The 15438-nt window shown below is 71.3% G+C and carries 11 protein-coding genes; 6 read left to right on the top strand and 5 right to left on the bottom strand.

All coding sequences use genetic code 11. The features are described from left to right. Window positions 1-29: 29 nt before the first annotated feature. Window positions 30-908, bottom strand: a complete 879-nt coding sequence (locus ACWCP0_RS18895; protein ID WP_451079925.1) for an acyl-CoA thioesterase — start codon at window positions 906-908, stop codon at window positions 30-32. A gap of 35 nt (window positions 909-943) precedes the next feature. Next, a complete protein-coding gene (locus ACWCP0_RS18900) occupies window positions 944-2101 on the bottom strand; it encodes an acyl-CoA dehydrogenase family protein (protein WP_451079926.1) in 1158 nt (385 codons plus the stop codon). Between the two features lie 1067 nt (window positions 2102-3168). Here ACWCP0_RS18900 and ACWCP0_RS18905 point away from each other — a divergent pair. Together ACWCP0_RS18905 and ACWCP0_RS18910 are read left to right on the top strand one after the other, a co-directional pair. After that, window positions 3169-4872 carry a serine/threonine-protein kinase gene (locus ACWCP0_RS18905; protein ID WP_451079927.1) on the top strand — a complete coding sequence of 568 codons (1704 nt, stop codon included), beginning with the start codon at window positions 3169-3171 and terminating at the stop codon, window positions 4870-4872. A 56-nt stretch (window positions 4873-4928) separates the two neighbouring features. Beyond that, on the top strand, window positions 4929-6881 hold the full coding sequence (locus ACWCP0_RS18910) for an FHA domain-containing protein (RefSeq protein WP_451079928.1): 1953 nt from the start codon (window positions 4929-4931) through the stop codon (window positions 6879-6881). A 210-nt stretch (window positions 6882-7091) separates the two neighbouring features. Here the strand turns inward: ACWCP0_RS18910 and ACWCP0_RS18915 are convergent, their stop codons facing one another. The 3 genes from ACWCP0_RS18915 to ACWCP0_RS18925 form a co-directional block, all read right to left on the bottom strand. Beyond that, window positions 7092-7313 carry a DUF397 domain-containing protein gene (locus ACWCP0_RS18915; RefSeq protein ID WP_451079929.1) on the bottom strand — a complete coding sequence of 74 codons (222 nt, stop codon included), beginning with the start codon at window positions 7311-7313 and terminating at the stop codon, window positions 7092-7094. 143 nt (window positions 7314-7456) lie between these two features. Beyond that, window positions 7457-7939, bottom strand: coding sequence for a hypothetical protein (locus ACWCP0_RS18920; protein ID WP_451079930.1), 483 nt, complete (start codon window positions 7937-7939; stop codon window positions 7457-7459). A 114-nt stretch (window positions 7940-8053) separates the two neighbouring features. After that, window positions 8054-9637 carry a PucR family transcriptional regulator ligand-binding domain-containing protein gene (locus ACWCP0_RS18925; protein ID WP_451079931.1) on the bottom strand — a complete coding sequence of 528 codons (1584 nt, stop codon included), beginning with the start codon at window positions 9635-9637 and terminating at the stop codon, window positions 8054-8056. 185 nt (window positions 9638-9822) lie between these two features. Here ACWCP0_RS18925 and ACWCP0_RS18930 point away from each other — a divergent pair, with 185 nt between their 5' ends. From ACWCP0_RS18930 to ACWCP0_RS18945, 4 genes are all read left to right on the top strand, one after another. Beyond that, a complete protein-coding gene (locus ACWCP0_RS18930) occupies window positions 9823-11307 on the top strand; it encodes a sodium:solute symporter (protein WP_451079932.1) in 1485 nt (494 codons plus the stop codon). A gap of 60 nt (window positions 11308-11367) precedes the next feature. Further along, window positions 11368-12357 carry an agmatinase gene (speB, locus tag ACWCP0_RS18935; RefSeq protein WP_351228866.1) on the top strand — a complete coding sequence of 330 codons (990 nt, stop codon included), beginning with the start codon at window positions 11368-11370 and terminating at the stop codon, window positions 12355-12357. Window positions 12358-12472: 115 nt separating this feature from the next. Next, entirely contained in the window at window positions 12473-14155 is a 1683-nt protein-coding gene (locus ACWCP0_RS18940; protein WP_451079933.1) for a thiamine pyrophosphate-binding protein, read from the top strand. A gap of 218 nt (window positions 14156-14373) precedes the next feature. Beyond that, complete coding sequence (locus ACWCP0_RS18945; protein ID WP_451079934.1) at window positions 14374-15315, top strand: serine hydrolase; 942 nt, start codon at window positions 14374-14376, stop codon at window positions 15313-15315. Window positions 15316-15438: the final 123 nt, after the last annotated feature.

Raw genomic sequence — 15438 nt, forward strand, 5'->3', positions numbered from 1 at the left:
GGACACGCACACACCGGCGTGCCCGAGCGTCAGGACGAGCCGTGCGGGACGCGGACCACGCCCTCCTGGATCACCGAGATGGCCAGCCGCCCGTCCTGCGTGTAGATACGGGCCTGGCCGAGGCCCCGCCCGCCGTGCGCAGACGGCGACTCCTGGTCGTACAGCAGCCATTCGTCCGCGCGGAACGGCCGGTGGAACCACATCGCGTGGTCCAGCGAGGCGCCCACGACGTCCCCGACCGCCCAGCCGCCCCGCCCGTGCGCGAGCAGCACCGAGTCGAGCAGCGTCATGTCGGAGACGTAGGTGGCGAGGCAGACGTGCAGCAGCGGGTCGTCGGAGTAGTCGTCGAGTTTGCCGTTGGTACGGAACCACACCTGCGAGCGCGGCTCGCGGGGCTCCCCGACGCTGGCCCACGGCGGCGCGTCGACGTAGCGCAGATCGACCGCGGAGCGGGCCTGGACCATCCGCTCGGCGATGTGCGCCGGCAGGTGGAGCGGCAGCATCTCGGCGGCCGTCGGCAGCGTCTCCGGGTCCGGCGACGGCGGCATCTCCGCCTGGTGGTCGAGTCCCTCCTCGTACGTCTGGAAGGACGCCGAGAGATGGAAGATCGGATGCCCGTGCTGGACGGCGACGACCCGGCGGGTGGTGAAGGAGCGGCCGTCGCGGATGCGGTCGACCGTGTAGACGATCGGCGCGCCCGGGTCGCCGGGGCGCAGGAAGTACGCGTGCAGGGAGTGCGCCGCCCGGTCACCGGGGACGGTGCGGCCCGCGGCGACCAGGGCCTGTGCGGCGACCTGGCCGCCGAAGACGCGCGGCACGACTGCGGAGCGGCTCTGGCCGCGGAAGATGTCCTGCTCGATCTGCTCCAGGTCGAGCAGATCGAGCAGGGACTGCAGAGCTTCGTTCATGTTTGAGCAGGTATCAGTCGGCCGAGTCGACCGGGTTACAGACCCATGTCCTTGGCGATGATCGACTTCATGACCTCGCTGGTGCCGCCGTAGATGCGGTTGACGCGGTTGTCGGCGTAGAGGCGGGCGATCGGGTACTCGTTCATGTAGCCGTAGCCGCCGTGCAGCTGGAGGCAGCGGTCGATGACGCGGTGCGCGACCTCGGTGCAGAACAGCTTGGCGGAGGCGGCCTCGGCGGGCGTGAGCTCGCCGGCGTCCAGGGCCTCCAGGGCGCGGTCGGCGACGGCCTCGGCGGCGTCCACCTCGGCCTGGCAGGCGGCCAGCTCGAACTTGGTGTTCTGGAAGCTGGCGACCGGCTTGCCGAAGACCGTGCGGTCCTGCACGTACTGCTGGGCGAACCGGACGGCGGCCTTGGCCTGCGCGTACGCGCCGAAGGCGATGCCCCAGCGCTCGGAGGGCAGGTTCCGGCCGAGGTAGTAGAAGCCCTTGTTCTCCTCGCCGAGCAGGTCCTCGACCGGCACCTTCACGTCGACGAACGCCAGCTCGGCGGTGTCGGAGGTGCGCAGGCCGAGCTTGTCCAGCTTGCGGCCGATGGAGTAGCCCTCGGACTTCGTGTCCACGGCGAACAGGGATATGCCGAAGCGGCGGTCGTCCTCGCGCGGGGCGGAGGTGCGGGCGCAGACGATCACGCGGTCGGCGTGCACACCGCCGGTGATGAAGGTCTTGGCGCCGTTGAGGACGTAGTGCGTGCCGTCGTCCGAGAGCTTGGCGGTGGTCTTCATGCCCGCGACGTCGGAGCCGGTGCCCGGCTCGGTCATCGCCAGCGCCCACATCTCCTCGCCGGTGACGAACTTCGTCAGGTAGCGCTTCTTCTGCTCGTCCGTGGCGAGCATCTTGATGTAGGGCAGGGCGAGCAGCACGTGCACGCCGGAACCGCCGAACTGGACGCCCGCGCGCGAGGTCTCCTCGTAGAGGACGGCCTCGAACTTGTGCGTGTCCATGCCCGCACCGCCGAACTCCTCGGGGACGTTGATCCCGAAGATGCCCAGCTCGCCGAGCTTGTCGTAGAAGTCGCGCGGTGCCTGGCCCGCGGCGAACCACTCGTCGTAGACGGGGACGACCTCGGCCTCGATGAAGGCGCGGATCGTCTCGCGGAACGCCTCGTGGTCCTCGTTGAATACGGTCCGACGCACCGGACGCCTCCCTCTGAGCTGACGGGCTTGATGAATGTCTAAGCGCTTGCTCAGCCTAAGTTACCCGGCGGTTCGCAAGCCTGTCCAGAGTGAGTCTGAGCACGCTCCTGTGCCGCCGGACACAAGCCGATGTCGTTGTCGGCCGTCTCGGACGACCCGTCGGTGCTCACGACCCGAGTGCGCCAACACCAGCTCACCCGCCCCACCCCTGGGTGCGTGGCCCCATGGGGCCGAACGCTGCCGGTCATGGCGCTGCCCTCGTGCCCCGCGAGACCTTCACCTCGGCAGATCTCAGGTATGAGCAAGCTCCCCAAGCAAGCCGACAAGGCCACACTGCGACTGCGCACGACGGAAGTGCCGTTCATCCAGACTCCCTGCCGCCGGCGAGACGGCGACGCCACCACCGGTCAGAGCGCCACTGCCGACGACCGGCGAACGGATCCGGCAGAGTGCGCTTGAGGTACACGGTGTCCAGGGACGCCACTCGGCGCTTCAGCTCAGCGCGTGCCCAGGAGGGCAGTTCCTGCAGGACTTCCTCGAGCCCATCGCGGGCATGTCGCACGTCGTCGAAGGAACAGCCGCGGCACGAGCACTCCGCATCCTGCGGGTAGAGGGGCCGACGTCCCGGCGGTTCCAGAAACGCCTGGTACCGCCTCAACGCGCGGTGGGTAGCACCGGGGTGGACGTAACAGCACGGGCGGCCAGGAGTAACAGGGGTGAGGGGAACGGCCCTTGGCTTGACCCTGTCGGGGATCTTGCAGTCGTCGAGGTCAGCCGCTGACGGCCCGCCAAGACTTCAGTCGAGGGATCCGTGCTGGTCCAGGAAGGGCGCTTCGCGAGGGCCCGGATCTTCAACCTGTCCGCCCCCCGTGCACTCCCAGGGCCGGGACGAGATCCTCGGCATCGCATACAGCGATCACGATCCGGTGGTGTTCTTCGAGGGCGCGGGCATCCAAGATCCCGACAGGATCCTGGACGGCGACCGGCCCGCCCCCCTGCGCATTCAGTCAACGTCGACGCATTCATCATACTGTCTCCGGCAGTGCGCAGAGACAGGGAGTTGCCCCATGCACAACCAGGACGCGGCCTCGCCGGACTCCGTCGGCGAACGGCTGGTCGCCGGGCGGTACCGACTGCTGTCCGTGCTCGGCGAGGGCGGTATGGGCACCGTGTGGCGCGCCCGCGACGAGGTGCTGCACCGCGAGGTGGCGGTCAAGGAGGTGCGCGCCTCCGCCGAACTGCCCGCGGAGCGAAGCGCGCGGATGTACACCCGGCTGGAGCGGGAGGCGTGGGCGGCGGCGCGCGTCAACGCCCGTGGAGTGGTGACCGTCTACGACGTGGCCACCTTCGACGGCCGGCCGTGGATCGTGATGGAACTCGTCCGTGGCCGGTCGCTGGCCGACGTGATCGGCGCCGGGGGCGCCCTGCCGCCGAAACAGGCCGCGCGCATCGGCGTCGAGGTGCTGGCGGCGCTGCGCGCGGCGCACGGCGCGGGGGTACTGCACCGCGACGTGAAGCCTGCCAACGTCCTGCTCGCCGACGAGGGCCGGGTCGTGCTGACCGACTTCGGGATAGCCACCGTGGAGGGGGACTCGGCGCTGACGATGACCGGCGAGGTCGTCGGCTCGCCCGAGTACCTGGCGCCGGAGCGGGCATTGGGCCGGACGCCGGGCACCGCGTCCGACCTGTGGTCGCTGGGCGCGCTTCTCTACACGGCCGTACAGGGCCGTTCGCCGTTCCGTCGGACGACGGCCCTGGCGACGCTGCGCGCCGTCGTGGACGACGAACTGCCGCCGCCGCACCGGGCCGGGCCGCTCACGTCGGTCATCGAGGGCCTGATGCGCAAGGACCCCGCGGAGCGGATGACGGCCGAGCAGGCCGGGCGGGAACTGCGCCTGGCCGCCGAGGGGCCGGCGGCCCCGCCGGCGGCGGACACCGCCACCGGCACCACCGCTGCCACGAACTCGGCCACGAACTCGGCCACGGCCGCGGCCACGGCCGCGGTGACGGCCGCGGTGACGGCGGAGACGCTGCCCACCGCCGCGTCCGTGCCCGGAGAGACCGCGCCGACGGCGGCCGATGGGGATACGACGGCCACGGCCGGGACGACGGCCGCCACTGCCACGGCGGGCAAGCCCACGGCACTGTCGCCTGGGACCGGCGGGACGGCGACCGCGCCGGTGCCGTCGTTCGGTCCTCCTCCCGGCGGGGCGGGGTTCGGGCCCGTGATCGCGGCGCCCGGCCCCGGCTTCGGGCACGACACCGGCGCCGCGCCCGCCACCGCGCGGCGCAACCGCCGTACCGCATACCTGATCGGGGGCGGAGCGGCCGTGCTGGTCCTGCTCGGCGGGGGCCTGACCTACGCGCTCGTGGGCAAGGGCGGCGACGGGGACGGCGGGACGGGGAACGGCGGAAGCACGTCACAGCCCGTGTCGGTGACGGTGACGGGCGGCGCGACCACCTACGACGGGAACTGCCCGCCGGGGGACAGCCAGGCGCCCTGGTTCACAGCGACGTTCACGACGGCCCGGCCTCCCGTCCAATTCTCCTATCGGTGGGTCTCGGAGAACGGGTCGGTGGTCGACCGGCAGTGGCGGACGCTGACGTTCCGGGAGGGAGACCCGACCACCAAGAAGGAGACGGTGCGGCTGTCGACGTACGCGCATGAGGGGACGCTGCGGAGCGCGATGGCAGTGGAGATCCGGTCGCCGTTCGACGCCAAGTCCAACGCGGTGGCGTTCTCGGTGACATGCCGTCCGAACGGCGAGTGACCCGGCGACACGTCGTACATACTTCAACCAACCTGGCTTTCGCTTAAGGAGTCTCCGTGTTGTCGGTCATCGTGGGACGCACTGGTCCCTTCGCCGGTCAGAGCGTGGTCCTCGGCGACGCTCCGCTGACGTTCGGACGCAAGAGCGACAACGACGTCATCATCGTCAGCGTCAGCGCCTCCCGGCTGCACGCCGAGATCGTCACGGAGGACAGCGCGTATGTGCTCCACGACCGCGGCAGCAGGAACGGCACGTACGTCAACGACAAGCGCGTCACCCGGCACGAGCTGACGCCCGGCGACACCATACGCATCGGCGACGAGACGTTCCTGTTCGAGACGCAGGAGGCCGTGGAGACGGTCATGGACCTCTCCCAGCTCGCCCTGCCCCGCGCCGACGCTGCCGTGGACCCCGGTGTGCTGCGAGTCACGGTGACGGGTGGCGGGCCGGTCGGCCTCGCCTTCGCGCTGCTACTGGAGGAGGCGCTGCCGGGGCGGGTCTCCGTCACCGTCTACGACGGCCGGTGGGTCCGCAGCGGCACCACCGTGGTCTGGAAGGACGAGACCCATGGCAACGTCCGCCGCCAGCAGGTCGTCACCGTCCAGAGCCGACAGTACATGGCGCTGACGGAGGAGATGCGGTCGGCATTGTTCAGGGACGGTCAGTTCTCCGAGATGTGGCCGCTGGGGCCCGACTCCGTGAACGGACGGCCGCCCCGCAACATCAGGATCGCCTACATCGAGGACCGGCTGCTGGAGCTGGCCAACGGCAAGTCCGCGATCCGGCTGGTGCCCAAGCGGTTCGACCCGGCGGAGCACGAACACCTCATCACCAGCGACCACGTGCTGGTGATCTGCGAGGGCGGCCGGTCGCGCACCCGCGAGCACTTCGCGGACCGTTTCGGCGCGGCCGACGCCTCCATCTACTCCCTCGACGGGGAGCACCTGCAGGACGTGGTGCTGGGGCTGCAGGTCAAGTCCAGGCTCTCGGACCCGATGAGCGTCCTGCTGACGGTGGCACAGAACCGGTTCCTGCTCAACTCGCTGCGCGGCGAGGGCTTCCTGAACATGCGGCTGACCCGCGATGAGGCGCGCAATGTCATCGGCATCGACCCGGTGCGGCAGGTCTTCGAGGAGTGCATCGCAGCCCGGCCGTGCGTGATGAGCCGCCAGGAGGACAACGAGTTCGTCTGCCCGACGCACGGGACGCTGTTCCTGCCCGCGCTGCTGCGCAGCTCGCCGCTGTGGAAGCAGATCCAGGAAGGGCTGCGGCTGTTCGGCGTCGCCGAGGACGACCTCAGCGCGATCACATCGTTTCGGCTGGACATGGTGCAGCGCCCGCGGTTCACCGCCCAGCTCGCCCGCCCGACCGCCGGCAGTCCCGGGACGTACGGCTTCCTGCTGGGTGACGCGGCCAACGCCATCCACTTCTGGCCCGGCCGCGGCCTGAACAGTGGCCTCGCTTCAGCCGCCTCCCTGGCCCGCTCGCTCAGCCGCGTCTGGCAGGGCCGCCCGCTGCGCGACGCGGACTTCATCCGGCACGAGGCGGCGATGTCGATGCTCCAGTACCGCCACAAGAGTCGCGCGTGGAACGCGATGGTCACGACGGACGAGCGGGGCGTGACCCGAGCGATCAAGGACATCATCGACCGCAGCATGGAGAGCACGGCGGGGCCGGCAGCCGGAGTCGCCGGATCGACTGCTGGCTCCGTGTCTCCGGGAGCAGCGGGGGCGGACCTGAAGATCCTCATGGACCGCGTGCGGGCGATCCGCGACCGCCTCGCCGCCCGCCTGCCCGGCCTGCCCGACGACGAGGAACTGCAGGCCCACCTCTCCACGATGGCCCCCGAGACCCTGCGGACGCTCCAGGAGAGCGGCGCGTGGGACACGCTGATCGTCGGCGGTGAGGAGGCGGACATCGACATTTTCTACCAGCAGGACGTCCCGGTCTTCGTCCCCGCCACCTCCCGCGTGACCGACCGGCTCACGGACCCTCGCACCCCGGTCTGACAGCCCAGCGCCCAGCCCCGCATCCGCCGACGTGGGGCTCGCCCCACCCCTGGACGCCGCTCACCGCCGCACTGGCGCCACGCACCAAACCAACCAGCAACCGACTAAAAACGACCTAAATCACCGGAATTGACCCTAGCTTGACTCTGCCGGGGATCTTGTCTGTCAGCGGCTGACCTCGACGACTGCAAGATCCCCGACAGAGTCAAGTCAGGAGGGGAACTCGTTGCCCCTTACGGCTGCGATGAACGATGACCAACGGGAGGGCGGGAAGACCAGGGCGGGGCCGTGCGGGGTCTTGGAGTAGCGGACGGGGACGCCTGAGAGGTGACTGTCCAACACCTCGACGCAGCTGCCCGGATCAGACCCGCTGTAGGACGACTTGCGCCGGCCGGTCAGTTGGGAGCTGTCCGGGACGATGCGTTCAGCCATGATGCTCGTAGTCCTTCGCTGCTGCTCTCTCAGGTCGCCCCCGCACAACTCCGCTTCGTCGTGGCCCGCATGGTCGAAGCGCTGCGCGACGTACATCGGATCGCGGAGAGTCGCGGCTCCAGGCTTCGCGCCCCCACCCCGGCTCAGCCCGCGGCGAGCGGAGGCGGGCCCGGCTGCGGGTCCTCGCCGTCGTAGGCGTTCAGAGCCGCCTGGCGGCAGCCCAGCAGCTCGCCGAGGGCCTCGGGGGTCGGCTGCTCCTGCGCCAGTTTCACCGTGGCCATGCCCTCCACCGCTGCCCAGGCGTGCCGGGCGCGTTTGTTCGCCTTGCACCTGGTGGCGCTCCGCAGGAAGCCCGCCCCGGCCGCGAACCCGGCAGAGGCCAGGGCGAGCAGGGCCGCGGGAATCCGTGCGTCAGCCGTGGCCAGTCCTGCCGCCCCCGCCGAGCCGGCGAGCAGGGCGGCGGGGAAACCGAGGGCGATGTCGGCCTTGGCCCAGAACTCGGCGCGCCGGTGGGCGAGCGTCTTCTGCCGCGTTGCCTCGTCCCGTAGGCGCTCGATCTCGGCACGCAGGCGGCGCCCGGGGCCGTCCGGAGCGCGGAGCGTGGTTCCGTGTGCGGGAGTGACCATGAAGGCATTCCAACACCCCTGCACCGGAAGGGACTTGGGTTGTTCACGACAGTCTTCGGGTGCGGCGTTGGTGGATTCCCTACGGAACCGTGGACGTCCTACGGAACCGGGGGTTCACGTGTGTGGTCCGTACCGCAGCGCGAACCAGAGCTCCATCCGTACGTCCGCCTCGTCCAGGTCCACCCCGAGGAGCGCCGAGCACCGGGTGATGCGCTGGCGCACCGTGTTGCGGTGAACACCCAGGGCGACCGCCGTCCGGTCCCAGCTGCCGTGCAGCGAGAGCCAGACGCGCAGGGTCTCCGTGAGTGCGGGGGAGCCCGCGAGGGGCGCGAGGAGGGCGCGGGCGTGCACGGCGGCCTCGTCGGGCGCGATCAGCTCGCCGAGCCCGGTGGCGCGCTGGCGGGCCAGCGGCTCCCGGGTCGCCTCGGCCCGGCGCAGGGCGCGCGCGGCGGCCGTGTCGGCGGCGGAGAGGTCGGCGGGGGCTGCGGGGTCGCTCACGCCGAGGGTCCAGCCCGGCTGCGGCTCGACCCGGCGGTCACCCGAGAGCAGGATCCGTACGGTCGCGCCGTCCGCGTCCACCAGCGCACTGCCCAGCACCGCGCCGAGCGCCGACGCCGCGATCCGGTCGGGCGGCGGGCCGGGGCGTGCAGCGTGGACCACGGTCCACGGACCCGGCCCGAGCGCAGGCGCCACCTCGGCGGGGGCCGCCCCCAGCAGCAGCCGCACCAGCGCCGCCGACCGTCCGGTCGCGTCCACGCCCTGGTGCGGTGCCGTCAGCAGCGAGAGCAGGACCACGGCCACGCCGGCCACCGTGTGTCCGCCCGGCTCCCGCGCCTCGGTCGCGATCCCCAGCACCAGCCCCTCGCCGCCGCCGAGCGCGTACGCGGCAAGGCTGACGCCGTCGACGGTGTCGGTCGCGGAGGCGGGCGTGCGGCGGCCGCTGCCGCCGGGGGAGTCGGCGGGTGCTGCCGAGGGCTCCGTACCGGCCGCTCCCGTCGTACGCGGCGCCGACGCAGGTCCCCCGGGCCCGGGCTCCTCGTCCGCCGCCGGCCTGACCACCGCCGCCAGCCGGGCCAGCGCCGTGCGGGCATCGGCGGGCGGCCGGCGCCCGGAGGCGTACAGGGCCGAGCCCTCCGGGGACAGGAGCACCGCCCAGCCGCCCAGCCGGGACGCCAGCTGCTGCAGCACCGCCGGGACCGGGTCCGGGCGGGCGGCCGCGGTCGCCAGGCCCTGCTGGGCCTCGCTCACCCGGCGCACCTCCTGGAGGCGGACCTGGGCCATGAGCCGCCAGACCGCGCGGGCGATCGCCGTGAACGGGGTCTGCGGCGGCACCTCGACCAGCGGCAGTCCGTGCCGCTCGCACGCCTCGACGAGCGCGCGCGGGACAGTGTCGTACACGGGAGCGACCCCGAAGCCGATCGCCGCACCGCCCGCCTCGACCACGCGGGCCGCGTACCTGTCCATGTTGGCGTCGGTCAGCTGGACGCCCGCCGTCAGCAGCAGCTCGCCGCCCAGCAGATAGGGGTACGGATCGTCCATCTCCGAGGTGTGCACCCACTGGATGGTCGCGTTCTCCGGGTCCGTGGTGCCCGCGACGAGACGCAGGCCGAGGTCCTCGCGGGCCAGCAGTGCGGCCAGTGGGATGGGAGGGGCCGGTGGGGCCGAAGGGGTGACGGGTGAAGCGGTGGGGTCCGGCATGGTGGACGTTCCATCCGTGATCGTCTTCGAGAATGGAGGAAACGTACACTTCATCGTCGGTTTTCGGCCACCTATCGTCGAGACGTCCAGCGGCCGCGGGTACGGGCGGATGTCCCCGCACAAGAGCTGCTGCGTCCCCCTCACATCTGCACGACACGCCACCGAGGTGAACGAAGGAGGGCCCCATGGCCGTCGACTACGCAGTGATCGTCGTCTATCTGGCCGGCATGCTGGCCATGGGCTGGTGGGGCATGCGCCGCGCCAAGTCCAAGAGCGAGTTCCTGGTGGCGGGCCGCAGGCTCGGCCCCTGGATGTACTCCGGCACGATGGCTGCCATCGTCCTCGGCGGCGCCTCCACCATCGGCGGCGTCGGCCTCGGCTACAAGTACGGCCTCTCCGGCGCCTGGATGGTCTTCACCATCGGCCTCGGGCTCCTCGCCCTCTCGATCTTCTTCTCCGCGCGTATCGCCCGGCTGAAGGTCTACACCGTCTCCGAGATGCTCGACCTCCGCTACGGCGGCCGCGCCGGTCTCATCACGGGCGTCGTGATGTGGGCGTACACGCTGATGCTCGCGGTCACCTCGACCATCGCCTACGCCACGATCTTCGACGTCCTCTTCGACATGAACCGGACGCTCGCGATCATCCTCGGTGGCTCGATCGTCGTCGTCTACTCCACGCTCGGCGGCATGTGGTCGATCACCCTGACCGACATGGTGCAGTTCGTCGTCAAGACGATCGGTGTGCTGCTCCTGCTGCTGCCCATCGCGGTCGTCAAGGCCGGCGGCTTCGCCGAGATGAAGGCCCAGCTGCCCACCGAGTACTTCGCCCCGCTCGGCATAGGCGGCGAGACGATCTTCACGTACGTGCTGATCTACACGTTCGGCATGCTGATCGGCCAGGACATCTGGCAGCGCGTCTTCACCGCCCGCAACGACAAGGTCGCCCGCTACGGCGGCACCGTGGCCGGTACGTACTGCCTCGTCTACGCCCTCGCCGGCGCCGTCATCGGCACCGCGGCCAAGGTGCTCTACCCGAACCTCGCCAACGCAGACGACGCCTTCGCCACCATCGTCAAGGACGAACTGCCGCTCGGCGTGCGGGGCCTGGTCCTCGCCGCCGCGCTCGCCGCGGTGATGTCCACCTCGTCCGGCGCTCTGATCGCCTGCGCCACCGTCGCCAACAACGACATCTGGCAGCGGCTGCGCGGCGCCGTCACCCACCAGCGCGAGGACGGCGAGGCGCACGACGAGGTCAAGGGCAACCGGGCGTTCATCCTGATGATGGGTGTCGCGGTGATCGTCATCGCCATCGCCCTCAACAATGTGATCGAGGCACTGACGGTCGCGTACAACCTGCTCGTCGGCGGACTGCTCGTCCCGATCCTCGGCGGACTGCTCTGGAAGCGCGGCACGGTCCACGGCGCGCTGTCCTCCGTCGTCGTCGGCGGCCTCGCGGTCATCGGCCTGATGTGGCACTACGGCATCCTCGCCAACCAGCCCGTCTACTACGGCCTGCTCGCCTCGCTCGCCACGTACGTCATCGTCTCGCTGGCCACCAGGCCGACGGACGAGGCGATCCTGGCCCACTGGCGCGAGCGTCTCGCGGGCCGCGGCCCCGAGGCCGTCGACGAGCCGGTGGCCGAGCCGGCCGTCCCGGCCGCCCCCTGAAGCCCGTTACAGTCGATCGACTGCGAACAGTAGGAAAAGCGTAGGAAGAAGGCATACGTCATGAGCAGCAACGAGACGCCGCGCGGCCCCATCGACTCGTCCCGCATCCCGCGGTACGCCGGACCTGCGACGTTCGCCCGGCTGCCACGGCTCGACGAGGTCGGCACCACGGATGTCGCCGTCGTCGGCGTGCCCTTCGACGCCGGGGTCTCGTACCGCCCCGGCGCGCGCTTCGGCGGCAATGCCATCCGTGAGGCCTCGAGGCTCCTGCGCCCGTACAACCCGGCGCAGGACGCCTCGCCCTTCGCGCTCGCCCAGGTCGCCGACGCGGGCGACATCGCCGCCAACCCGTTCAACATCAACGAGGCCGTCGAGACCATCGAGGCCGCCGCGGACGACATCCTCGGCACCGGCGCCCGCATGATGACCCTCGGCGGCGACCACACCATCGCGCTGCCGCTGCTGCGCTCGGTCGCCAAGAAGCACGGCCCGGTCGCGCTGCTCCACTTCGACGCGCATCTGGACACCTGGGACACGTACTTCGGCGCCGAGTACACGCACGGCACCCCGTTCCGCCGTGCCGTCGAGGAGGGCATCCTCGACACCGAGGCGCTCTCCCACGTCGGCATCCGCGGCCCGCTGTACGGCAAGCAGGACCTGACCGACGACGAGAAGATGGGCTTCGGCATCGTCACCTCGTCCGACGTCTACCGCCGCGGCGCCGACGAGGTCGCCGACCAGCTGCGCCAGCGCATCGGCGACCGCCCGCTCTACATCTCCATCGACATCGACTGCCTCGACCCGGCGCACGCCCCCGGCACCGGCACCCCCGAGGCCGGTGGCATGACCTCGCGCGAGCTGCTGGAGATCCTGCGCGGGCTCGCCTCCTGCAACCTGGTCTCCGCCGATGTCGTCGAGGTCGCGCCCGCGTACGACCACGCCGAGATCACCTCGGTCGCGGCCTCCCACACGGCGTACGAGCTGACCACGATCATGTCCCGCCAGATCGCCGCGAACCGTGCCTCCGGCGCGGGAGAAGCCGCGAAGTGACCTCCACCTCGTCCGGCTTCGGCGCCGCCGAGAGCTCGCGCCGGGCCGGCCACGGTCCGGCGGCCGGAGCACCGGCGCCCCGGACACCGACCGAACGCGACGCAGAGGACGCATAGTGACCCACGACCACGACCTCGTACTGCGCCCGACCGCGACGCAGATCGCGGCCGCGCTCAACCCGCCGGCCGGGCGCAACGGCGGCGACCTCGTCGTCGAGACCCTGGCCGGGCTCGGGGCGACCACCGTCTTCGGCCTGCCCGGGCAGCACGCGCTCGGCATGTTCGACGCGCTGCGCCGCTCCGACCTGAGGTACGTCGGCCTCCGGGTCGAGAACAACGCGGGCTTCGCCGCCGACGCGTACGGCCGGATCACCGGCCAGGTCGCCCCGCTGCTGCTGTCCACCGGGCCCGGCGCGCTGACCTCGCTCGCCGCGCTCCAGGAGGCGGCGGCCGCGTCCGCCCCGGTGCTGGCGATCTCCAGCCAGGTGCCGTCCGCCGGTCTCGGCGGCGGACGCCACGGCTACCTGCACGAACTGCGCGACCAGAAGGCGTCGTTCCGCGACATCGTGAAGTCCGTGCACACGGTCCGTCGGGCCTCGCAGATCCCGTCGGCGATCGCCGAAGCCTGGGAGTCCGCGCTGAGCGCCCCGCACGGCCCGGTCTGGGTGGAGATCCCGCAGGACGTGCTGCTCGCCGAGACCGGCCTGCCGGTCGTCACGGCCATGGACGCGACCCCGCGCGACCTGGTCCCGCGCCCGGAGCTGACCGCCGTCGCGGCCGATCTGCTCTCCCGCGCCTCCCGCCCGGCGATCATCGCGGGCGGCGGTGTCGTACGCGCCGACGCCTCCGGCAAGCTGCTGGCGCTCGCCGAGAAGCTGGACGCGCCGGTCGTCACCACTTTCGGCGGCAAGGGCGCGTTCCCCTGGGAGCACCCGCTGTCGATGCAGTCCTGGCTGGAGGACCGGCACACCACCGACCTCCTGGAGGACGCCGACGTCCTCCTGGTCGTCGGCTCGGGCCTCGGTGAACTCTCCTCGAACTACCACACGTTCGCGCCGCGCGGCCGGGTCGTCCAGATCGAGGCCGACCTCGGCAAGCTGGAGTCCAACCACGCCTGCCTCGGCATCCACGCCGACGCCCGTCTCGCGCTCGCCGCGCTGCTGGAGACCGTGGAGGACCGCCCCGACCCGTCCGCCGCCGAGCGGGTGTCCGACCTGCTGGCGAAGGTGCGGGAGCGGATCGCCGGCCAGGAGCTGACCCTGGAGCAGGAACTGCTCGCCGCGGTCCGCGAGGCCCTGCCGGACGACTCGCCGAGCTTCTGGGACATGACGATCCTGGCCTACTGGGCCTGGTCCGCCTTCGACGCCCGGCACCCCAACACCATGCACTCCGCCCAGGGCGCCGGCGGCCTCGGCTACGGCTTCCCCGCGGCCCTCGGCGCCGCGGCCGCGGACCCCGGCCGCCCGGTGCTCGCGGTGTCCGGCGACGGCGGCGCGATGTACTCGATCGCGGAGCTGGCGACGGCGAAGCAGTACGACCTGCCGGTGACCTGGCTGATCGTCGACGACGGCGGTTACGGCATCCTGCGCGAGTACATGACGGACGCCTTCGGCGAGTCCACGGCGACCGAGCTCTCCCGCCCGGACTTCGTCGCACTCGCCGAGTCCTTCGGAGTGCCCGCGGTCCGTACGACGACGGAGTCGCTGCGCGAGGACCTGGCCAAGTCCCTGGACCAGCCAGGACCTTCGGTGGTGGTCCTGCCGGCGCTGCTGAGGATGTTCGCGCCGACGCACCTCTGATCCCGACGCACCTCTGATCCCGGCGCACCTGTGATCCGGCGCACCTGTGATCCGGAGCACTGCACGAGTCCGGTGCACCTGCACGAGGCCACGCGGACGGTCGCCTCGTCGGCGGCCGGTGCGTGGCCTCGTCCCCGTTGACGCAGACGCACGTGCCCGGTGACCTGACAGACTCCGCGCTCGTACAACTTTTCGCCGTCCGGTGAGTCTTCCGATGCGTGACTCACCACTCCATATCCCGCCGCCGCAGACGCGGCGCTCTCGGTGCGGCGCTCGCCGTGGGAGTGCTCCTGCCGACAGCACTGTCGGCCGCACCCGCCTCCGCCGCGACCCCAGCCGTGAGCTGTACCTCGAACAAGGCCGGACTCGCGACCAAGCTGTCGACCGACATCGCGGCCGCCCTCAACGGGCGCTCCTCGATGACCGCCGTCGCGGTCTACGACCGCACCACCAACACCCACTGCGAACTGCGCGCCACGCAGAGGTTCGACTCCGCGAGCGTCGTGAAGGCGTCCGTGCTGGCGACGTTGCTGTGGGACGCCGGCAAGCAGCAGCGGCGGCTGACCGACCGCGAGGTCAGCCTCACCACCGCCATGATCACCAAGTCGGACAACAACGCCACCACGCAGCTGTGGAACCAGCTCGGCGTCACCAAGGTCAAGGCGTTTCTGCAGACCGCGGGCATGACGATGACCGTTCCCGGCTCGGGCAGCTACTGGGGGCTCACCCAGATCACCGCTCGTGACCAGCGCAAGCTGCTGGGCCTGGTCACCAACAAGAACGGTGTGCTCAGCGACAGCTCGCGCTCGTACATGCAGAGCCTGATGCGACGCGTGGTCTCCTCGCAGCGCTGGGGCACCCCGGTCGGCGCGCCCACCAGCGTGACCGTCCATGTGAAGAACGGCTGGCTGTCCCGGGCCACGCACGGCTGGCGGGTGCACAGCATCGGCGCCTTCACCAGCACCACGGCGAACTACTCGATCACCGTCCTCACGCACGACAACGCGACGATGACCGACGGCATCAACACGATCCAGGCCGTCTCCCGCGTCGTGCACAGGGACCTCAACCCGACGGCGTCGACGCGCTCGGTGGTCACCCCGCCCGCCGTCCCGCAGGAGGCCATGCCTGCCGTGCCGGAGCGCGGCCCGGCCTCGTAGGTCCTGCCAGGTGGGTCCTGCCGGTCCGGCTCCCCGCCGGGAACCGGCTCGTCTCCGGTCCCACACGGGTCCTAGGACCGGAGACCGTACTTTGTTGCGGCGGGATGAAATCCGCCCGCGCCC

It is taken from the genome of Streptomyces sp. NPDC001970 (genome assembly GCF_053594115.1).